This window comes from Methanobacterium sp. SMA-27 (assembly GCF_000744455.1).
Classification (GTDB): domain Archaea; phylum Methanobacteriota; class Methanobacteria; order Methanobacteriales; family Methanobacteriaceae; genus Methanobacterium_B.
Genome location: NZ_JQLY01000001.1, coordinates 1,418,171 through 1,440,230 on the forward strand (window position 1 = coordinate 1,418,171; position 22,060 = coordinate 1,440,230).

The window sequence follows — 22,060 nt, forward strand, 5'->3', positions numbered from 1 at the left end:
TATAAATAAATATTAAGAATAGTATATAATTTTATTTCCTTGCATATGCAAAATAATAAAACCCAAACAATTCACCTATAATTGTATTATCCCAAACCGTGATTAATGGTTTGATTTTTGATAAAAAGTTATATTCTAATCTTTTTAATGAAGGAACTTGATTCCCATAGGGTATTTGTGGCAAAAATACTCCTGCTCCAAAAACATTAATGGATTTCAAGTCTGCTGATTGGAGCATATTCTGAATGTCCCTTGAATTTAATTTTTTTTCATAAAATGTGTCTTTTCCATCCCTTTTCATTAATTTACCCAAGTTTCTAATAAAAGTGATGTGAGCACGGAATGTAGAAAATTTTTTTGGTACTATATCTGAATAGAATATTCCCTCTGGTTTTAATACTCTTGTCATCTCATTAATTACAATTTGAGGATCTTTGAAATGTTCTAAAAGACCTGTTGATAACACTATGTCAAAACTATTATCTTCAAATGGAAGTTTTTTAGCATCCCCCACAACAAATCTACCTTTATTATGGGTTAATTCATAATTTTTTCTAGCAACTTTTAAAGCACTTTCAGAATAGTCCAAGCAAGTTGTTTTATAACCCTTTGATGCCAAGAAACAGGATAACCTTGCAGAACCACATCCAACTTCCAATATATTTATATCAGATCCTGATGGTAATAATGGTATTAAATAGGAAAGTTTTATTTCATCCATTAGATAAAAAACATCCCTATAATTTAGGGTTTCTTCTGTTTTATCCCAAATATTTTCCCATACTTCTTTATCTTTATCCAATTAATCACCTGATATTGAGTTGTATACTTCCTGGGTTTCTCTGGCTGCATTGTCCCATGTGAATATTTTAGACCTTTTAAGTCCCTTTTCTGCTAATTTTTTGTTTAAATCATCCTGTGTTAGAACATTGTACATATTTAATGCCAGGCTTTCCTCATCATTTGGATCTACCATTATTCCTGCATCATCAACAACTTCCGGTAGGGAGCTGGTATTGGAAGTTATTACAGGTGTACCGCATGCCATGGCTTCAAGAGGAGGCAACCCAAAACCTGCATATAAACATGGATAAACAAGAAGGTCTGATGCATTGTACCACTTGGGTAGTTCTTCTTCCGATACATATCCAATGAATATAATATCATTTTGAAGACCCATCTCTATTATTGTTTTCAATAACTGTTTTCTAGCCCCATAACTTTGAGGATCTCCTATTTTTAACAGTTTAATACCGGGTAATTTCTTTTTAAGTTTTACTAGTGATCTTAACAGGAAGTTCAGATTCTGTCTTGGTGTTTCTGAACCAACATAGAGTATGAATTTCTGATCCTTTGGAATATTGTGTTGTATTAGAATATCTTTATTCCTTTTCTTATGGTAGAGATCATGGTCAACAGCAGCACTCACAATATGTATCCTCTCTTCAGGATAGTTCAAATATTTAACAATTTCATCTTTGGAAAATTCTGAAATTGTCATAATCCGATCTGCTTTTTTTAATCCTGACATATTACTTTTCCATAATCTTGAATGGTTCTTTTCAAAGGCCCATGGAATTAGGTCGTAACACGTTACAACAGATCTGTTCGTTTTAATTGAATTTAACAGATATGCGTTTTCCTGAGAGGTGATATGTTTAATATTCTGCTTTTTTATATTATTTTGGACCTTGATTTTGTATCTGTACCTGTCAATGTTTTTAAAAGTTGTTCTGCCTATTTCAATAAAGAAATTTTTTAGTTGTGAGTATTCCTGTGTTTCAGTATCTTGTTTATCTAAATTTGATTCTAATGGAGGACTATATCTTTTTTCAAGGTTATGCATAATAGATTCGTATTCAATGATATTCAATTCAACATCGAGCCTTTTATGTATCTCCATTTGATATTTAGACATACCAAATATCTTCTCAGTTTTTGGTCCATTAATATAGTCTATTTGCATAAAATTTCACCTTTAAATGTTGATACAATAAGAATTATTTATTACTTTACCATGTGTCAAAAGTATTGATGAATAGTTCTCTACCAATTTTGAAGTATACTCCTATACAGCTCTTCAGTTTCCTTTGCAATTTTATCCCAACTGTAATTATCTACCATTTCCATTCCTTTATTTCCAAAGTTTTTCCTTATATCTTCATTTTTTAGTAGATATGTCAAAGCATCTGCAAGGCTTTGAACATTGCATGGTTTTGTAAGTAAACCATTTTCTCCATGCTTTACAATGTCGGGTATACCTCCAAGATCAGAGGCAACAATTGGAATCCCTGCTGCCATGGCCTCTAAATTTACAATACCAAAGGATTCGGCCATTGTTGTTGATGGTAAACAGAATATATCAGCTGATTTATAATATAATGGCTTTTTTTCATCTTCAACAAATCCTGTGAAAACCACATTGTTTTCAACACCCAATTTTTTAGCCAGTTCACTGAGATAATCCAACATTTGGCCTCTGCCTGCAAAAATTAGTTTACTATTTGGAAATTCCTTTTTAACGGTTTTAAAAGCTTTTAATAATATATCAGGACCTTTATATTGGACTAAACTTCCGAAAAAGAGAATTATATTGTCCTCCAATGGTAGTCCTAAATTAATCCTGGATTCTTCCTTTGTGTAGGGGGTTGTTACCTCTGATATATTGATTCCATTGGGTATTACAACTATTTTATCCTTATATTTCCTTAAAAAGGGTGATTCATTGGCATATGCTTTAGTAGTGGCAATTATAACCTCTGCAGAGCCCAGTACTTTGTTAATAAATAATTTATTATAAACAGATACTCCTGTATTGCGCATGAAACTACCACCTGTTTCCTGCCCATCAAACTGATACGTTAATAGAAACGGTACCTTTTTTCGTTTGGCATACAGCAGTGCAGGAAGATCAGAATAGGGAATTGGTGAATGTGCATGTACAATATCTAAATCATACTTTAATGGTTTATAAATTAATTTAAAAGAAGCATTGGCACTTGCAATTTTGAAACTGGTTGCATTGCGATGTATTTTCATGTTTGGATAAATCTCTAATGAATCAATAGAATCAATTGATGTTGTAAAAACATCAACTGAATTACCCCTATTTGCCATATTAACGGCCAAATTATATGCTGCTATCTCTGTACCTCCATGAGCATACTTTTTAATATAATCTGGAGTATTAACCAAGTTAACATATGGAAAATGTCCAATGAAATATCCTATTTTCATGTTAAGAACCTATTATTATGAATAATATTGAAATTATATCTATTATAAATCATAACCAGATTTTGTAAATAAAAGAGATTATTATTTTATGTTGTTTTTTAAATCTGAATCATCTTCAATATCCTGCTTATCATCAGTTTTAATATTATTTCTTTGAATAGCTAACTCCCTCACAAGATCTGTTAATTCTTCTTCAATTGTTTCGATCTTATTGTACATTTTAAATATCAAATAGAAACTAAGGAGTAAACCAAGTATCAGTGCAAAATCCAGTCCTCTACCTATACCTGTATATAATGCAAAATAATTTGTTGTGTTAGGGTATATTGAAATGAAAATAATGATCAACCATATAATAATCCATACAAAAAGCATGCCTAAAGACATTTTTCCGTCTCTAAACCTTAAAATACTCAGTACTATGGCTAATATTCCAAGAAAAATTGCAATTATCTGGTATATTTCTATCATTTTTTTTTAAATCCCAGTGGATATTATTATATTATCCATTTTTTTTTATTTATTAATTCGTATTCCATTATCTAATGAATAAGTTAGTTTTATTAAATTTATTTTTATTTTAATATGTTTATTATAAGTTTTACAAGTATTTTTAGACCTTCACCAGTGTTTGTGCCCTTGGTCATTGAATACTCGGTGTATATGGTTTTTATTGGTATTTCTATTAATCTTAAATTATGACGTTTAACTTCGCCAATTATTTCAGATGAAACCCCATAATCTCTTGCATTTATTATTATTGTTTCAGCTGCTTTCCTGTTAAATGCTCTGAGTCCAGATTGTGAATCATTGACATTTATACCATAGAATATAAGAGTTATCAAATTCATTACCCTGTTTCCAAATTTTTTGGAAGAAGGCATCTCCTTAAAATCTCTTACGCCCACAGTAACATCAGCTGCATCATTAATTACAGGTTTTGAAACTTTTAATATATCATTTGGATCGTGTTGACCATCTGCATCAAAAGTTACAATTACATCGGCATCTTCCATTAGAGAAGCTTCTATTCCCGTTTTTAAAGCAGCACCTAAACCCCTGTTTAGGAGATGTTTGCAGATCAATCCTTTATTATATTTTTTAATGATATTGCTAGCTATATTGTAGGTATCATCTTTAGAACCATCATCAACCACAACAAATTCAAATCCCATCTCAATGAGATCTATAATGACCTTTGTTATGGTTTTTTCCTCATTGTAGGCCGGTACAACAACAAATATTTTCATTGAAACCTCCCATTTAATGAATAACTCTTTATCATTAATATTGTCTTTTATAAGTTAAATCTTTGAGTAATAACTTAATGAATCAAGAAGTTAAATGGCAATATAAATCATTGACAAAAGAAAAAATATTGTTGAAAATCTTACTCCAAACGTTTTGCAAGTTCAGTAACACGTTTTCCTAGATTTTTAGAGGTTTCAATTCCAATTTCATCATTCTTGGTGTCACCTTTGGGGCCACCAACACCTGTTCCCCCGTAATGAGCCATTGGTGCTCCATCTCCAACAACAATTGCATCATGGATTAAGAGAAAATCTTGAATAACTGAGATTGTACTTTCCTGTCCACCATTTCTTGAACCACCCACAGCTATGGATCCTCCAACTTTGTCTTTTAATTTAAAAGATCCCCTTAGTGGTCTTGATCTGTCGATAAACATCTTCAACTGTGATGTTACACTTCCAAAGTAAACTGGACTTCCGATGATCATTCCATTACATTCCATTAACTTTTCTGTTATTTCCCTCATATCATCGTATATTGCACATTCTCCAGTTGCCTTACATATATCACAAGCAACACAAGGTTCAATATTTAATGCTCCCAAATTTATAAGTTCAGTTTCTGCTCCTGCTTCTTCAGCGGTTTTTAAAGCTGTTTCAACGAGGAAAGATGTATTTCCATCTGTTCTTGGACTTCCTGAGATCCCTATAATCTTAACCATATAATATGCCTCCATAACAAATTCATAAATTTATAATAGGTTTTTTAAATTTACTATCCAATACTATTAATCCAATTGATAATTAAATATTATATAGAGACCTTTCTAAATTAGAAAGATTAATAAATAGTAAACAGGAAAATTTGATTCTTAATTCTCTTTTACTAAAAATTTTAATGAATAATAATAATTAAAGGATAAAAATGAAAAATAATAGTGTATACAAACCTCTTAAGGTCCAAAAAAAGGTTCTAGAAATAGTTGATGAATGTTTTAAGAAGGAAAATAATAGGGACATGGATGCAAGAAGTGTTGCATTCGATGATTTAAAGGAATTTTTAATTGAAACGGGTGATGGTTCATACACCATTAAATCTGAAGGTTCAGAAGGATCATCCAAGACAATGCATACACATCATGGTGGGCTTGATGAATCCCTTGAAAAATATGTTAAACCCTCCCATCTAACAGGAAAGAAAGATGTTCATGTACTAGACATATGCAGTGGACTGGGATATACAACAGCAGTTTGTCTGGATTATCTAAACAACGATACAAATCCTGAAATCTGTATCGATATGGTTGAAATATCACCATTAACCCTTGCAACTGGATTGATTATTCCAAGCCCTGTTAAATCACATGAAATTGTTAAAAAGGCAACTGAAGATAAATTATTTTCCACAGGATTTTTAAAATTCAGAACTATTAAAGAAAAAATTCCCGATAACATCAAATTAAATATTCACATTACAGATGCAAGGGAACTAGTTAAAAATTACGGTTTTACAGAAGAAACTTCACAAAATCCAGCTAAAGAAAGTGTGAATAGCAATGAATCAATTGATAAATCAAATACAAAATATGATGCAATATTTTTAGCACCATTTTCACCGGGTATTTCACCAGAACTATATTCCCTAGAATTTTTAAAAGGACTTAAATCCATGCTTAAAAATGATGGTATGTTCTTAACATATACTGCTGCATCAGCTGTGAGATATGCCATAATAAAAACTGGTTTATACGTTGGTGAGGGTCCAAGATTCGGTAGAAGTGGTGGAACACTTGCATCACCTTTACTTGTAAACATTGAAAAACCATTATCATCTAAAGATGAAAGAATGGTTGCATTATCAGACGCTGGAACTCCATTTAGAGATTTTACATTGAATGATTCGAGTATTGAAATATCCGAAAGAAGGCAAAATGAACGTAAAATTGCTAGAAAAGACTATAAATTTGCATCCACAGTCAAAAGTCCCGTTTATCTTTGTAATGACATAAAAATTGAGGATCGTTTAATGCGTCGAGTTCTTAAAGACATAAGAAGGCTTGGATTTGAAGATCTGGAATCTGAAAAATCTAAATATATTGTTTGCCCACAGTACAGAGAATGTATATGTGGTAGTAAATGTGAACCTTTAGAAAATTCCAGCGAACGTGTGATTGAAATGGAGAAAAGATTAAATAAAATAATGGAATATGGTAATATTCCGGAGTAAATCGATTATATCAAAAAAAAGTTCCTTAATAATTTTTTTTAAATGAATAAATATAGTATAAAAAATAGATGATCAACAGATACCACTAAAATCTAATTAGAAAATTTATAAATTATGTTAAGACATTAAAAATTTTTTACAAAAATAATCTTCATAGTTATTGACTGAAATTCACAGTAGTTAATTTGAAATAATGGATTAAAAAAATAGAATTTTACAATTAAACAGGAAAGAGATTTATTAGAATGATTCGCCTGTTATTTAACTGTTTAAATCTATTTATCATAATGTATTACCAATAAATTTTATAATTACATCCAAAAAAGGTGAAAGAATTTTGAACTTCGAAATAAAAAATAAAGATGCAATGGGAAGGATTGGAATACTCACAACACCCCATGGAAAGATTAGAACACCTGCACTCATGCCTGTTGTACATCCTGGAAAACAAACCATTGATGTAAAGGAATATGGAGCAGAAATTGTAATCACCAATGCATATATAATGTATAAAAATGAAGATCTTAGGGCCAAAGTGCTTGAAGAAGGTGTTCATGAACTCATAGACTTCCCAGGACCCATTGTAACTGATTCAGGATCATTCCAACTTTCAGAGTATGGTGATATCGATGTTAATAATCAGGAAATAATAGAGTTTCAAGCATTGATTGGAACAGATATTGGAACTTCACTTGATATACCAACACCACCATTTGTTAAAAGAGAAAGAGCGGAAAAAGAACTCGAAATTACAATTGAAAGGGCAATAGAAGCACTTGAAGTGCGAGGTGATCTAATGCTCAACTCTGTTGTTCAGGGTTCAACCTTTGCTGATCTGAGATCCAAGTGTGCTGAAACAATTGGAGCCATGGGATTTGATGTTTATCCCATAGGTGCTGTTGTTCCATTGATGGAATCTTACAGATATTCAGAACTTGTTGATGTTGTTATGGCTTCTGTTAAAAATCTTCCAGATTCAAAACCAAGACATCTAATGGGTGCTGGTCATCCAATGGTCTTTGCACTTGCTGTTAGTATGGGATGCGATCTATTCGATTCGGCAGCATACATACTGTATGCACAGGATGACAGGTTAATGATGCCAACAGGAACATTTAAACTTGCAAATCTTGTTGAAATGCCATGCTCATGTCCAGTATGTATCAATTACACTCCTGAAGATTTGAGGGGTATGAAAAAGAATGATCGAATGAAATTAATTGCAGAGCATAATTTGCACATAAGCTTTGCAGAGATACGTAAAATTAAACAGTCCATAGTTGATGGAACTTTGATGGAACTGGTTGAGCAGAGGTGCAGAGTCCACCCTTACCTGCTTGATGCTTTAAGAAACCTTAAAAATTACACATCTTTGATTGAGGAGTATGATCCTTCTAGTAAAAATTCTGCATTTTTCTATTCAGGTTCAGAATCCCTTGCAAGAGCGGAAATTCTAAGACATCTATCAAGGATCGATAGACTTCCCAAAAAAAAGAATCTTCTACTACTTCCAAGGAGCAGAAAACCCTACTCAAAACATATCCGAAATGATTTGGGCAAATTTTACACCAAACATATCCAAGGGGATACTATAGTGGATCCTGACGAGCTTTTCAATGATCTTCAAGTCGCAGTTGTTGATGTGCCATTTGCTGTGATACCGCTTGAAATCGACGAGGTTTATCCGCTTGCACAGAATGAAGCCCCTATAATAACCGATGAAGACTCCAAGAAGTTTATTAAAGAAGAACTTGAAAAGTATATGAATGGTTTTGATAATGTTGTTATAAGTTCAAAGATTCTAGATCGGTTTGATATGTACACTATTGAACTTGAACCGGGAAGGGATTTATCTGAAAACCCTGTTAGAGTATACAGTCTCGAAGAATATGAATTAGATTCATTTAAAATAGATCTGGATGACAGGGAAAAAATTAATTGTATTGCAGATTACCAGTTTGGAGCCGGATCTGGAAAAGCTCTATTCCCTGGTGAAGTTAAAATAGTTAAAAGTCGGAAAACAGGTAAAATAAGACATATATACGAAGAGGATGTTCTAATAGCAACTTTAAGAGCTACTGATAGTGTTTTTGTGCTTGACATGGATGGTGCAAGAAGGCTTCATTCCCATATTGATTATCCTGAAAAACGGGTTGTTGTGAATGCTGATGCCGACCCATTTGCAAGAGAAGGAAAAAGTATATTTGCTAAATTCGTTATAGATTGTGATATAAATATAAGATCTAATGATGAAGTTTTGATCGTTAATGAAAAGGATGAATTACTTGCCTTTGGTAAGTCAATTTTATGCGGTCATGAAATAATGGATTTCAACACAGGACAAGCTGTAAAGACAAGGAAAGGAGGAATTTAATGTTACCTGGCGCAGGAATGAACCCTAAACAATTAAAACAGATGCAAAGAGCAATGAAACAGATGGGAATGGATCAAAAGGACATAAAGGGAGTTACAGAGGTTGTCATTAAATTTAAAAATAAAGAAATCATTATAAACAGTCCTAAAGTAAACTTAATGGATTTTATGGGACAACAAACCTACCAGATAACTGGTAAGATAACCGAACAAAAGATAGAATCCGAATTAATTATCCCTGACGATGATATTGATCTTGTAAGTACACAAACAGGAGTATCAAAGGAAAAGGCTCTTGAAACTTTGAAAGAAACACAGGGAGATCTGGCGGAGGCCATATTGAGGTTAAGTTAAATGCCTTTTATTGCACAAATATCCGATTTACACGTTGGATCCTTCAACTTCAAGGAAGAGCTCCTTATAAATGCAATTGACGAGCTCAACAACATCCATCCAGATGTAACCATAATTACCGGAGACATAACAGAAAATGGATACTACCTTGAATTTCAGGAAGCAATTAGATACCTGGATCAAATAAAATCCCCAATAATGGTTGTGCCTGGAAACCATGATGCACGACATGTAGGGGATGAATGCTTTGAAGAAATAATAAAAAATAGATACGGAACATTAAAAGACAAAAAACATGGCTTAAAAGTAATTGGTCTTGATAGTAGCGAACCAGACCTTGACTATGGTAGAGTAGGTAGATCCCAGCAAAATTTTATGGAAAATGAACTGAAAAAAGCAGATGAAGAAAATCTTTACAAGATCATAGCTCTCCATCACCACATAATTCCAGTGCCAAAAACTGGTCGGGAAAGAAATGTATTAAGTGATGCTGGAGATATACTATTATCACTTATGAAAGGAAGAGCTGATTTAGTTCTTTCGGGACATAAACATATGCCACATGTTTGGATGATGGAAAATTCAGCCTTTATAACTGCCGGAACTGTGTCATCACTCAGGTTAAGAGGAAAAACACTTTCCTCATTTAACTCAATAAACATAGAAGATGAGTTCATTGAAATAATCTTGAACCGTGCAGATGGAACACATAAATGTCTTGCAAAATATGAAAACACTTGTTTAGGTGATTAATTGAAAGTTATTATAGATGCATCAAATGTAGCACACTTTGGAAAAGATAAGGAAGGGAAAAAACCGAGTTTAGAAAACCTTCTAAAGGCTGTGGAAGCCCTTGACAAATTAGGTTATGAACCATTTCCTATAGCGGATGCATCCCTGAGGCATGAGATAGACGAAAAAGATAAGTTCAATGATCTCCTTGATGAAGGTAATGTACATCAAGTTCCATCAGGAACAAATGCAGATCATTTCATACTCAAAATGGCAGATGAAGAGGATACAAAAATACTTTCAAATGATAATTTCAGGGAGTTCCACGATGAATTCCATGATATTAACAACAGAAGAATTCCATTCAACTTCATTGATGGTAATATATCTATTGGATCATCATCAAAGCCAAAAAAGGTAAAAAATATACTTCAAAAGATATGCACCCAAATGCTTAATGACTTCGAAAAAAAGGGTCTGGATTCTTATAAACTGAAAAAAAATAAGAAGTTAAGTGGAATTGCAGTTGCTAAAGAAGCTATTGATAGAATATCAAAAACCAATGAAGATGGTTTTGATTCTAAAATTGAAGGTATTTTCTTGAAAATTCCTCTCTTTGATAAAGTAATGGGAATGGTTGAAGATGCAGAAAAAACGAGTGACTTTATCATATTCGTACTTGTAAGTCCAAGAGACTATAAGGACGCTGTAAAAAACGCAGGAAATATTGCAGTAACAGTGGGTGACAGGTTAAAACTTGATCATGCCCCCCTGGTTGCTGTTCGAAATGATCTCTTCACTAAACCAGGATCATTTGAACTCAACATTATCTATTCTGATGAAATACTTGAAGAATCTCCCTACAATGTTAATATAACCATAAACGACCATGATTACTCCTTTGTAAAGAAAAATTCGAGAAATATTGCCAGTACAGTGGCAGCAAGGCTCGGAACATGGAAATTCCCTATAGTATCTGTTAAGCCCAGTATGCTAATGGAAAAACCAGGACACTTTGACATAACATTAGAGAAGAGAGGAGAAAAGTAAATGGTTATGGATTACATTTCACGAGCCATATTTGGTTTTTTAATTAAAAACAAAGTTTTAAGCATTGGAACCAAGTATTATCCAACGAACGATATGGAACGGGAATACGTTTCAATGATAAATTATACCCGTACAATGCTCCTTGAAATCGAAACGGCTCATATAACCACACAGAATATTTTTAATAATGTTCTAAGCGAAGTAGGGGTAGGAAATATCCCTGAAAACAGGAAATTTCTTGAAATAGAACCCGCAGAAAATAAGGTTAATGAATATGCTCTTTTGAGCAATATAATCATGGGTAGCGATAGATACCTCTATGTTGAAGTATTTAAAAGCGATAGAAAAATAATAGATGAATTTGTTGACCATATAAAGAAAGAAAATGGTCTTATTGTTGAAAAAAGCTCAACAGAAATAGTATCAAAATTATTATCAAAAAATGATGCAATAAGAGTAGGAATAGAATTAATATCCATTGGAATGGACAAAGAGATGGATGTAAGGGTTGCAGTTGGAATGACCGGTGCTGCTGCAATTGAAAGATCAATAAATTTAAATAAGCAAATTGGAGAAACATCCGGAGTCGGATTCACCAAATTAGGAGGAGAATTTGCAATAGTGTTCTCATCCAAAATGGGAGATCTTGAGGGTTCACCAGCTATTTACGATAACTATGTATTCATAGATGCAATTGATTCAACCAAATTCATTGATGAAAATGGAAGAGATAAACTCGTTGAAATAATGAATGAAGTGAAAGCATACATAGAAAAGGACTGTGAAGGTAAAATTGAAGGTTACAGAGAAGGCGGAGACGATTTAATAGCCAATTTACCAACAAAAAATGCTGCGCTTCGTGCAGGTATGGACAGTGCATGGCATGCTCTAAATAATGGGGTAAGATTAAGAGTTGGAATTGGTAAAAGCAGAAGAGAAGCAGGTGAAAGAGCTCAAATGGCCGACGGTATCAAAATATGGAATAATAATCCTGTAATGGTCTTTGATCTGGCTGATGGAATTTATTCATATTACATACCATCAGAATTCACAAGAACCATACTTGACTTTTTACTAGAAAAAAAGTCAAAAATTGTAATCATATTCATATTTGTGTTTATAGCAACACTAATTGGATGGAATGTTGGACAGCCATTATTCGGTATTGTAGCTATTGTACTTGCAATTATTTATGCTCTAACTGCTTAGAAACATAAAAATGATTGTAAATTTTATTAAAATTTTATATTTAAAGTGATTAGATGAAACAGGAAACTAAAGGAAAAATATTTGTTGGAATGATAATTTCGGTACTTGCATTTGGATTTGCAACTGGAACCGGAATTTTCATTGGTGCTAATCCACTGAACAGTATCGGTGTATTGAACCTAACAAATCAGGGGGAATTCCCAACTATATACACCACTCCAAATAATGTTGGCACAACAAACAAAGCCAACACAACACAGATTACACCAACAAAAACAACTACAACAGAAACACCAACAACACATCAAAACAGTTCAGAGACACCAACAAAACCTGTAACCAACAAAACTGGTAATACAACTTGATAAAATATTTTTTATCTCCTAAAAAAAGATAATTTATAAATTTCACAATTATATTCTATATTCAGACTTAATTTTTTTTAGGATTTATTTCTAGTTAAAAATTCATGGAGAATAATATGAAACCTATAGAAGGCGGGATTTGTGCAGTTGAAGGAGTACTTGCATCAGGTTCATGTGAAAATGAGTACGGTGTTGCAGTTATTGTTTGTGAAGACAGCAACGCTTCTGCAGTCTTTACTTCAAATAAAGTTGTTGCAGCTCCAGTTATAATAACAAAGGAAGCCATTGAAAATGGTAAATTATCGGCAATTGTTGCAAACAGCGGAAATGCCAACTGCTTTACAGGAGAAAAGGGCATGGATAATGGAAGATCCATGGCTTCTAAAGTTGCCAAAAAGTTAGATTTTAAAGTTAATGATGTTGCTGTTTCATCGACTGGAGTTATTGGAAGAGAACTTCAAATGAATATAATTAATTGTCTTATGGATAATGCATTAGAAGGACTTAAAAATTCGCCCAAAGCTTCAACTAATGCCGCTGAAGCAATAATGACTACAGATACCTTTTCAAAGGAATTTTCAGTTGAAACTGAACTTAAAAATGGTGAAAAAGTTAGAATTGGCGGTATATGTAAGGGATCAGGTATGATTGCACCTAATATGGGAACAATGCTTGCATTTATAACAACTGATATTGATGCTACATCACAGGAACTTGAAAAGGCATTAAAAAAAGCTGTTGATGCTACCTTTAACATGGTTGTAGTTGATGGTGATGAAAGTACTAATGATACGGTTGTGATAATGGCCAATGGAAGATCAAAGGCCAATATTGATGAGAACTTCCAAGAAGCACTTGAATATGTTTGTTCCCAACTAACAAGGATGCTTGCAAAGGATGGTGAAGGTGCAACCAAATTTATGGAAGTTGAAGTTAATGGAGCAGCCACAACTACCGATGCAAGAAATGCTGCAAAAGCCGTTGTATCATCTTCACTGGTAAAAACAGCCCTTTTTGGAGAGGATCCAAACTGGGGAAGAATTGTTGCAGCTGTAGGTTATTCTGGTGTTGAAATGGATGAAAAAATTATCAGTATATCACTAGCATCCAATCAAGATCATGTTAAAATTGTTGAACAAGGTGTAGTAAATGCATTTGAAGGAACCATAGAACTTGAAGATGCAGAAAATATTATGAAAGAAAAGGATATAAGAATAATAATCGATCTGGGACTTGGAAATAGCACAGCAACTGCATTTGGTTGTGATCTAAGCTACGATTATGTACGAATAAATGCTGAGTACACAACCTGAACTTTAATATAAAATACAAAAAAGTTATCGAAAATATACTTTCTATTTTTGGATTAAACATCTAATAATAAAAAACTTATTATTTAAAAATAGAATAACTAATAATAGAATCCTTTACAAGTATTTGAGGAGAGCAAATGGAAACTGTCAACATTTTAATTGAAGCTTTACCCTATATAAAGAAATTTCACAAGAAGAAAATTATGATAAAGTATGGTGGACATGCTATGATAGATTCTGAAGCAATGAGTTCCACTGCACGTGATACTGTTTTATTGAAGTATGTTGGTATGAAACCTATGGTTGTTCATGGAGGAGGTCCCGAAATCTCAAGGTCCATGAATAAACTGGGTAAAGAGCCTAAATTCATTGGAGGACTCAGGATAACCGATCAAGAAACAATGAATATTGTTAAAATGGTTCTTGTTGGAAAAATAAATACAGATATTGTATCCCAAGTTTGTTTACACGGTGGTAAAGGTGTTGGAATTTCAGGTAAAGACAACCATCTCATCAAAGCCAGGAAAAGAGCACCACAAATAATTGTTGATAACACAACAGGTGAAGAAAAAACAATTGATCTGGGGCTTGTAGGAGAAATAGAAAATGTTAACCCCGAGATAGTTGAAATGCTAACCAGCAACGAGTACATACCAATAATATCTCCAATAGGTGTTGACGACAGCTCAAATACTTTAAATCTGAATGCAGATACTGTTGCAGGAGATATTGCAGCAGAAGTAGACGCTGAAAAACTCATAATCCTCACAGATGTGCCGGGAATACTTGAAGATCCTAAGGATCCTGAAACTCTCATTAAAAAAGTGAATATAGACGAAATAAAAGAGTTAATTGAAAAAGGAATTGTAACCAATGGAATGATTCCTAAGGTTGAAACCTGTATTAATGCCATTGAAAACGGGGTTAAATCAACCCATATTATAGATGGAAGAGTCAAACACTCCGTACTTCTTGAAATATTCACAAAAAAAGGTATAGGAACAATGATCACACGTTAAATTTGTTTAATAAACTATATTAAATAATAATTTATTTTATATTTTAAATTTTTTTTTATAGAATATTCTAGTTTTTATTAAATTATTATAAACAAATTAGATATTTAACAAAAAACTTGAAATATACATACTTTAGTCATAATTAAACTAATTATTAAGATAATTTTGAACAATTCTTTACGAAAAATATATATACAAAAAATTCAAATTAAGTAGAATAGAAATCAATTTTAATAGAATTACAGGAAATAAATGTATTTTATATGTTTATTTAATTTAGGTGGAAATAATGAGAAGAATAGTAAAAATTTTATTAATAATTATATTGATATTACTAGCTGCAGTGGCTGCTTTTGTAATATATCAATATGAACAACCCGCATCTTCCAATATAATGAAGGGAGATCATAACATCTTGTTATTGACAGCTGATCCAACTGAGAAAAGACCAGGTATAGGGGCTGTTGATATGGCATTTGCAATCCATGTTACAGATGGAAGTGTAACCAATATGACACCTATATACCCTGGAGGTATGCAACACCCAACAGCAATGGAACCTGCTGCCGCAAATGCAGGTAATATTCATTTGCTTCTACACGATTCACTATGGGATGCAGACACACAGAAAGATTCTGTGTTAGCACAACAAATTGTAGAGTATAATACAGGAATAAAAACCGATGCAGTGGTAATTGTAACACCCGACGCTGTTCAAGCCATACTAAATTCTGTTGGACCAATAAACGTGCCTGGTTACACCGGTAATGGAACCAACACTGCTGTTGAGTTCATAAGGAATATGACAGAAGAGAAAAACAGTACCATGGATAGAGGCCCTGCAGTAGAACTCCTAATGAAACCTGTACTAAATGGAGTAAAAGATCCTACTAAAGCACCAGCATTGTTCCAGACAGTATTAGACCAGTACTCTAAAGGAAATATTGTTGTTATACCAAGCAGTTTAATGACACAATTTGCAATATCTAAAGGTTTAAAAATGTTATAAATAGATAATTAGGGTTTATTCCCTAATTATTAAATATTTTTTTTTTTAAAATTATAAATATGGTTTGGAAATAAGTTGGAATAATTAATAATAATGGATATAACTTATTTAAAAGTTTATTTTAATTAGAAAAGCTGTTTTAAGAGACATTATAATATGGTGAATGGTAAATACACTGGTGTAAATAACCGTACATACCAGTGTATATACAGATTTTCCACAAAATTATACTGCCTCCGTGTCCAAAGCTGTCAATTAGACTATATTTTGGACAATTAATTGATCAATACAATAATGTATATAAAATTTTTGATTTAATTTTCTTAAAACCTAATATTTAACAGAGGATTTTTCCATTTAAAACCAATCAAACCCATTACAATAGGTCCCATTTTAAATAATATTAAAAAATTTTTATTATTAAACAGTTAAAAACTATATCACTATTAACATCACATAAACTCTTAAATTTATAAATTATTAACCATATACCTAGATATACTTAATATTATAATATTTAAAGAAAATTTATACCATAATATGTCCTAAAAAAAGTTTTGAACTTTCATAAATAAGGTAATTTTTTAATAGAATGATGAACAAGAAGAGTATGGTGAGAAAATGATCAAAGTAGGCATAATAGGTGCAAGCGGTTACACAGGCGGAGAGCTTCTCAGATTTCTTAAAAATCATCCTGAAATAGATATTGTAGCTGCCACAAGCAGACAGTTTAAAGGAGAGTCCATACACAAAGTGCACCCACATCTAAGGGACTTGGAAATGAAATTTGAAGATATTAAATCTGATGAAATCGATGCAGATCTGGTTTTCACCGCAACACCACACGGAGCATCTATGAAAATAGTTCCTGAACTTGTTGAAAATGGTATGAAAGTTATAGACCTTAGCGGAGATTACAGGTTTGATAATATAGGAACATATGAAAAGTTGTATGGATATAAACACAGCCATCCCCTTAATGCAGTTTATGGTCTACCTGAAATTAATCGTGAACTTATAAAAAATGCAGATCTTGTTGCAAATCCAGGATGTTACCCTACAGGAGCCATACTGGCCTGTTTGCCAATTGTATCAGAAAATATTGTTGATACAATTGTTATAGATTCTAAATCTGGTGTGAGCGGTGCAGGTGTAAAGCCTAGTGAATCAACACATTACCCCAACTGCAGCGACAGCATTTCTCCCTACGCTGTAACAACACATCGACATGGTCCAGAAATAATGGAAAAACTTAATAAATTTGGAAAAGCAAGAGTGTCTTTCACACCACACCTTGTACCAGTAATCAGGGGCATAATGACAACGGTACACAGCTTCATAACAGAAGATGTGAGTCCAGAATATGTAAGGGAACTCTACAATGACTTCTACGCTGGAGAGCCGTTTGTAAGGGTTCTTGATAAGGGAGAAGTTCCAAGATTGAGTTCTGTACGTGGTTCCAATTTCTGCCATATAGGATGTTTTGATATTGATGATAATGGTAGGTTGGTTGTTGCATCTTCTATTGACAATCTTGTTAAGGGTGCATCAGGACAGGCAGTACACAACATGAATCTGATGTTTGGATTTAAAGAAACAGAATCAATTGACATGGTTGGCCTTCATCCATAAGTTATCGTAGTATCGCTGGATAATTTATAAGAAATGAAGATTAATTAAAATTTAATTCTTTTTAAAAATTTTTTTAATGGGTAATAGAATAGTAATTATTTATAAAAAAAATTAATTTATAAGATATTAAATAAATAATAATTTAGTATAAAATTTTAAATCAATTACTTTACATTAGAATATAAAAATCAATCTTAAATGAGGTGTCCCATGAAAACTGTAATTTTATATTACTCTCGCACCAGGAAAACTGCCCATGTTGCTAAAACTTTGGCAGATGAAATTCAGGCAGATATAACAGAAGTTATGGATCTTAAGGATAGAATGGGAGTAGTAAATTACCTTGGTTCATCTATTGATGCCCTAAGAGAAAATAAAACCATAATTAAACCTGATACATTTGATCTTAGTGAGTATGGTCTGGTCTATATTGGTACACCTACATGGGCAGCAAAACCTGCTCCTGCTATAATAACCATGATTGACAAGTGCAATTTAAAAGGTAAAGATATAATCCTGTTTTCTACCATGGGAAGTAGCGGAGGATCAAAAGCCATCGAAAGAATGAGGGAAAAGGTAGAAGCTAGAGGTGGAAGATTGGTAAATTCCTTCTCAATTAAAACCGGTGGAAAAGAAATTGAAGATATTAATAATGAGACCAAAAAGATCTCTGAAGAAATGGATCTTAAAATATATGGAATTTAAAATATTTGAATAAATTATTTCTGGTGATTCAATGTCAATGATAGACAAAATATTAGACTCTTATAAGCCTTTAATTATAATCCCTGTGATTATAACTCTTATTGCGCTTGCACTCTTTGCAACAAATGGGTTACAACAGGGAATAGATCTGAAAGGAGGATCTGTAGCAGTTTTACAGCTACAGCAACCTGTGACAACCGATCAGATGACCACATTAGTTCAAAATGCAACTGGGGTTCAAGGTGTAACTGTTACATCATCAAGTGCAAATCAGATGACAGTAGAAATTCCTGGTCAAGCAGCAGATGTGATAGCAGTTTCTAATGCCATAGCAGGAACTGCCACCATACAAAGCTTTGAATCGGTTGGACCTCTTTTAAGTTCAAAAGCCTTGTCTCAGGTTTATTTTGCACTTGCGTTTGCATTTCTGTTCATGTCCATAACAGTTTTTATTATATTCCGAAATCTGGTGCCTTCGCTTGCTGTAATTGCTGCGGCATTATGTGATATAATAATCGCAGTAGGTGGAATGTCACTATTTGGAATTCCGCTTTCAGTTGCAACTGTAGGTGCACTTTTAATGCTCATAGGATACAGTGTTGATACAGATATACTTCTGACAACTAGAGTACTAAAGAGAAGGGAAGGTACTATAAATGAAAGAGCATTAGATGCCATGAAAACTGGTTTCACAATGGCTGCAGCAGCCATAGGATCAATGGTGGCACTGTACCTTTCAGTGAGATTCTTAATGCCATACGCCCAGATACTTGAACAAATTGCAGCTGTACTCATAATTGGATTGATTGCAGATGTTCTTGCAACGTGGCTCATGAACCTTGGAATTCTTAGATGGTACATGGAGGGTCGCAGATGAACTTCAAAGAATTTATCAAAGATTGGAGAGTTATCCTTCTAATTGTTCTTATTGTTGGAAGTATTGGAGCAATATCCACCTATGGAATTTCACAGGGCCTTGATCTAAGGGGAGGATCTACAATTCAGATTCACCTTGCTGAACCTGTTGATGCATCCACCATGAGTACTGTTACAGCTGTACTTGATAAGCGTTTGAATGCATTCGGTGTAACGGATGTTACTGTACGTGCAAGTGGAAATCAGGACGTTATTGTTCAAATTGCAGGAGTAAAACCGGAAGATGTTGCAAATATCGTTGGAACTCCTGGTAAATTTGAAGCCAAAATAAATAATCAAACAGTACTGGTAGGGTCTGACATTACAACTGTTAAACCATATACAGTAACTGGAAATAATTGGGAAGTTCCATTTACTGTAAGCAGTGCAGGAGCAAATAAATTTGCACAAATTGCCCAAGGAAAAGCAGGAACACCTGTTGACATGTATCTGGACGGAAATTTGATTTCATCACCCGAAGTTGGAGCTGACCTTGCTAACGGTGTTCCATCCACAGATGTACAGGTAAGTGGAACAAATCAAACAAAAACTGCTGCTGAACAGGAAGCAAAATCACTTCAGGTTGTTCTACAATCAGGTGCACTTCCAGTGAGTGTTTCAATTGTTGGAGTCAATGCTGTATCTGCAGAACTTGGAAGCCAATTTAAAAATGGTGCACTTATTGCTGGAATTCTGGCACTCCTAGTTATTGCTGTGATTGTGTTTATCAGATATAGAACCCCTATACTGGTAATTCCAATTATTATCACCAGTTTAGCCGAGCTTGTACTCATTCTTGGTGTTGCTTCTGTGATACATTGGACAATTGATCTACCGGCAATAGCGGGTATTCTGGCAGCCATAGGAACTGGTGTGGATGACCAGATAATAATAACCGATGAAGTATTGAAGAAAGGTGTTGCTACTAAAAGAACAGCAACGGCACTTAAATTCAAAATTAACAATGCATTCTTCATTATATTTGCTTCAGCAGCTACTTTAATAGCAGCTATGTTACCTCTGGCATATGTTGGAATAACAAGGGGAGTCACTGGAATAGGTGTTCTATCCGGTTTTGCATTTACAACCATAATAGGTGTTTTGATAGGAATCTTCTTAACAAGACCTGTATATGCTAAATTCATAGAACTACTACTTGGAAAGGATAAAAAAGAAGAAAAAGAAACTGTTCGAGATGCAAGAACAAGTAAACCTTCCAAGAAAGGGAGAAAGAAAAAAGGTAAAAAGGGTAAAAAATAAAACCCGAATATTATTATCTAATTTCTTTTTTATTCTCTTATTTTAACCTTTTTTTAATTAAAATTCCATTATTAATTTCTTTTTTTAATTTTTCTTTCGAAATGTTTTTATCCTAATGTTGGAGAATACCCCATCTGTGAGGGTGGGGATGAATTCAACCACAACATGTTAATAATAATTTAATAATAAATAATATTATGTTAAGAGCATTTAAATATCGAATGTATCCGACTAAAAACCAAGAAGAAATGGTTAACAAACATTTTGGAGCATGTCGATACGTGTATAATTGAGGATTAGAATATAAAGTTCGAACATATTATGAAACGGGTAAATCAATATCCCGTTTCGCTCTTAACAAAGAAATAACATTACTCAAACAAAGTGAAGTATGGCTCAAAGAAATTAACAGTCAATCATTACAAGGAGCTACCCTTAACCTTGATAATGCATTCGCAAGGTTTTATAGAGAGAAAAAAGGATTCCCACATTTTAAATCAAAGAAAAATAGGGTACAATCATTCAATGTACCACAGAATTATAAAGTTGATTTCAATAACAATGAAATATACCTTCCTAAGATAGGATGGGTGAAAACAAAATTACATAGACAATTCAAAGGTAAAACGCAAACAGCAACAATCTCCATGACAAATACTGGTAAATATTATATCAGTATCCTAATTGATGATGAACAATCATTACCTGAAAAGGTAAAATTCAATCACAAAACCACCGTAGGATTAGATATGGGTTTAACCCACTTCTTAATTACAAGTAACGGTGTTAAGGTTAATAATCCACGACCACTTAAACAACAGCTGAAACGACTTAAACGTGAACAACGGAAGTTATCACGTAAAAAACGAGGCAGTAATAATCGTAATAAACAACGTTTAAAGATTAGTAAGATTCATGAACGAATTATGAATATTCGTGAAGATTTCCAGCATAAACTTAGTAAAACTATTGTATGTGAGAACCAAGCAATAGCAATAGAGAAACTGAATATTAAAGGCATGCTACGAAACCATAACCTCGCACAAAGCATAAGTGATGTTAGCTGGGCAAGGTTCATGGAAAAACTGAAATATAAAAGTGAATGGTATGGTAAAACATTAATCCAAATAGGACAGTTCGAACCATCAAGTAAAATATGCAGCAATTGCGGACACCATAACAGTAATCTAAAATTACATCATCGTATGTGGATTTGCCCTGATTGTGGGAGTATTCATGATCGTGATGTTAATGCAGTAGTTAATATACGTGATTTTGCACTGGATAAACAAAATCTCACCAGTACCGTAGGAACTACGGGATTTAAAGCTTCTTTGAGAAAACCACAAAAGTGGATTCAATGATAGAAGAAACCCCTTCCGAAAGGGAGGGGTAGTTCACACTATTTAG

General features: G+C 33.2%; 21 protein-coding genes and 1 pseudogene. 16 read left to right on the top strand and 6 right to left on the bottom strand.

Translation table 11 applies throughout. The features are described from left to right. Nucleotides 1–31: 31 nt before the first annotated feature. The 6 genes from DL91_RS12900 to DL91_RS07200 form a co-directional block, all read right to left on the bottom strand. A complete protein-coding gene (locus DL91_RS12900) occupies nucleotides 32–802 on the bottom strand; it encodes a class I SAM-dependent methyltransferase (RefSeq protein ID WP_052374275.1) in 771 nt (256 codons plus the stop codon). Beyond that, nucleotides 803–1,966 (bottom strand): glycosyltransferase family 1 protein, encoded by a 1,164-nt coding sequence (locus DL91_RS07180; RefSeq protein ID WP_048190870.1) that lies wholly within the window; start codon nucleotides 1,964–1,966, stop codon nucleotides 803–805. A gap of 80 nt (nucleotides 1,967–2,046) precedes the next feature. Next, entirely contained in the window at nucleotides 2,047–3,237 is a 1,191-nt protein-coding gene (locus tag DL91_RS07185) for a glycosyltransferase family 4 protein (protein ID WP_048190871.1), read from the bottom strand. 81 nt (nucleotides 3,238–3,318) lie between these two features. Beyond that, a complete protein-coding gene (locus DL91_RS07190) occupies nucleotides 3,319–3,708 on the bottom strand; it encodes a DUF2304 domain-containing protein (RefSeq protein WP_048190872.1) in 390 nt (129 codons plus the stop codon). A gap of 104 nt (nucleotides 3,709–3,812) precedes the next feature. Then, on the bottom strand, nucleotides 3,813–4,487 hold the full coding sequence (locus DL91_RS07195) for a glycosyltransferase family 2 protein (RefSeq protein WP_048190873.1): 675 nt from the start codon (nucleotides 4,485–4,487) through the stop codon (nucleotides 3,813–3,815). A 140-nt stretch (nucleotides 4,488–4,627) separates the two neighbouring features. After that, the gene (locus DL91_RS07200; RefSeq protein ID WP_048190874.1) at nucleotides 4,628–5,209 is read right to left on the bottom strand and encodes a flavodoxin family protein; all 582 of its coding nucleotides are present in this window, start codon (nucleotides 5,207–5,209) and stop codon (nucleotides 4,628–4,630) included. A 203-nt stretch (nucleotides 5,210–5,412) separates the two neighbouring features. Between DL91_RS07200 and DL91_RS07205 the strand changes: the two genes are divergently transcribed. The 16 genes and pseudogenes from DL91_RS07205 to DL91_RS07275 form a co-directional block, all read left to right on the top strand. Continuing rightward, nucleotides 5,413–6,714 (top strand): MnmC family methyltransferase, encoded by a 1,302-nt coding sequence (locus tag DL91_RS07205; protein ID WP_052374277.1) that lies wholly within the window; start codon nucleotides 5,413–5,415, stop codon nucleotides 6,712–6,714. A gap of 367 nt (nucleotides 6,715–7,081) precedes the next feature. Continuing rightward, complete coding sequence (gene tgtA, locus DL91_RS07210; protein WP_048192590.1) at nucleotides 7,082–9,088, top strand: tRNA guanosine(15) transglycosylase TgtA; 2,007 nt, start codon at nucleotides 7,082–7,084, stop codon at nucleotides 9,086–9,088. Beyond that, a complete protein-coding gene (locus DL91_RS07215; RefSeq protein ID WP_048190876.1) occupies nucleotides 9,088–9,441 on the top strand; it encodes a nascent polypeptide-associated complex protein in 354 nt (117 codons plus the stop codon). The genes tgtA and DL91_RS07215 overlap by 1 nt, the downstream gene beginning before the upstream one ends. After that, entirely contained in the window at nucleotides 9,442–10,194 is a 753-nt protein-coding gene (locus DL91_RS07220) for a metallophosphoesterase (RefSeq protein ID WP_048190877.1), read from the top strand. After that, on the top strand, nucleotides 10,195–11,223 hold the full coding sequence (locus DL91_RS07225; protein WP_048190878.1) for a Zc3h12a-like ribonuclease: 1,029 nt from the start codon (nucleotides 10,195–10,197) through the stop codon (nucleotides 11,221–11,223). Continuing rightward, entirely contained in the window at nucleotides 11,224–12,432 is a 1,209-nt protein-coding gene (locus tag DL91_RS07230) for a hypothetical protein (protein WP_048190879.1), read from the top strand. A 53-nt stretch (nucleotides 12,433–12,485) separates the two neighbouring features. After that, nucleotides 12,486–12,797, top strand: coding sequence for a hypothetical protein (locus tag DL91_RS07235; protein ID WP_048190880.1), 312 nt, complete (start codon nucleotides 12,486–12,488; stop codon nucleotides 12,795–12,797). Between the two features lie 116 nt (nucleotides 12,798–12,913). Beyond that, the gene (gene argJ, locus DL91_RS07240) at nucleotides 12,914–14,110 is read left to right on the top strand and encodes a bifunctional ornithine acetyltransferase/N-acetylglutamate synthase (protein ID WP_048190881.1); all 1,197 of its coding nucleotides are present in this window, start codon (nucleotides 12,914–12,916) and stop codon (nucleotides 14,108–14,110) included. Between the two features lie 137 nt (nucleotides 14,111–14,247). Next, entirely contained in the window at nucleotides 14,248–15,129 is an 882-nt protein-coding gene (gene argB / locus DL91_RS07245) for an acetylglutamate kinase (RefSeq protein WP_048190882.1), read from the top strand. Between the two features lie 289 nt (nucleotides 15,130–15,418). Then, nucleotides 15,419–16,138, top strand: coding sequence for a DUF4012 domain-containing protein (locus DL91_RS07250; RefSeq protein ID WP_048190883.1), 720 nt, complete (start codon nucleotides 15,419–15,421; stop codon nucleotides 16,136–16,138). Nucleotides 16,139–16,759: 621 nt separating this feature from the next. Then, entirely contained in the window at nucleotides 16,760–17,770 is a 1,011-nt protein-coding gene (gene argC / locus DL91_RS07255) for an N-acetyl-gamma-glutamyl-phosphate reductase (protein ID WP_048190884.1), read from the top strand. Nucleotides 17,771–17,980: 210 nt separating this feature from the next. After that, nucleotides 17,981–18,475: a flavodoxin gene (locus DL91_RS07260; protein WP_048190885.1), complete on the top strand. Its 495-nt coding sequence runs from the start codon at nucleotides 17,981–17,983 to the stop codon at nucleotides 18,473–18,475. A 31-nt stretch (nucleotides 18,476–18,506) separates the two neighbouring features. Then, nucleotides 18,507–19,352, top strand: coding sequence for a protein translocase subunit SecF (locus tag DL91_RS07265; RefSeq protein WP_048190886.1), 846 nt, complete (start codon nucleotides 18,507–18,509; stop codon nucleotides 19,350–19,352). After that, a complete protein-coding gene (locus tag DL91_RS07270) occupies nucleotides 19,349–20,650 on the top strand; it encodes a preprotein translocase subunit SecD (protein ID WP_048190887.1) in 1,302 nt (433 codons plus the stop codon). The genes DL91_RS07265 and DL91_RS07270 overlap by 4 nt, the downstream gene beginning before the upstream one ends. A 197-nt stretch (nucleotides 20,651–20,847) precedes the next feature. Beyond that, nucleotides 20,848–20,943, top strand: a complete 96-nt coding sequence (locus tag DL91_RS14540) for a helix-turn-helix domain-containing protein (protein WP_197050620.1) — start codon at nucleotides 20,848–20,850, stop codon at nucleotides 20,941–20,943. Nucleotides 20,944–20,970: 27 nt separating this feature from the next. Further along, nucleotides 20,971–22,014 (top strand): annotated as a pseudogene (locus DL91_RS07275) (RNA-guided endonuclease TnpB family protein); the annotation flags it as partial. Nucleotides 22,015–22,060 lie beyond the last annotated feature (46 nt).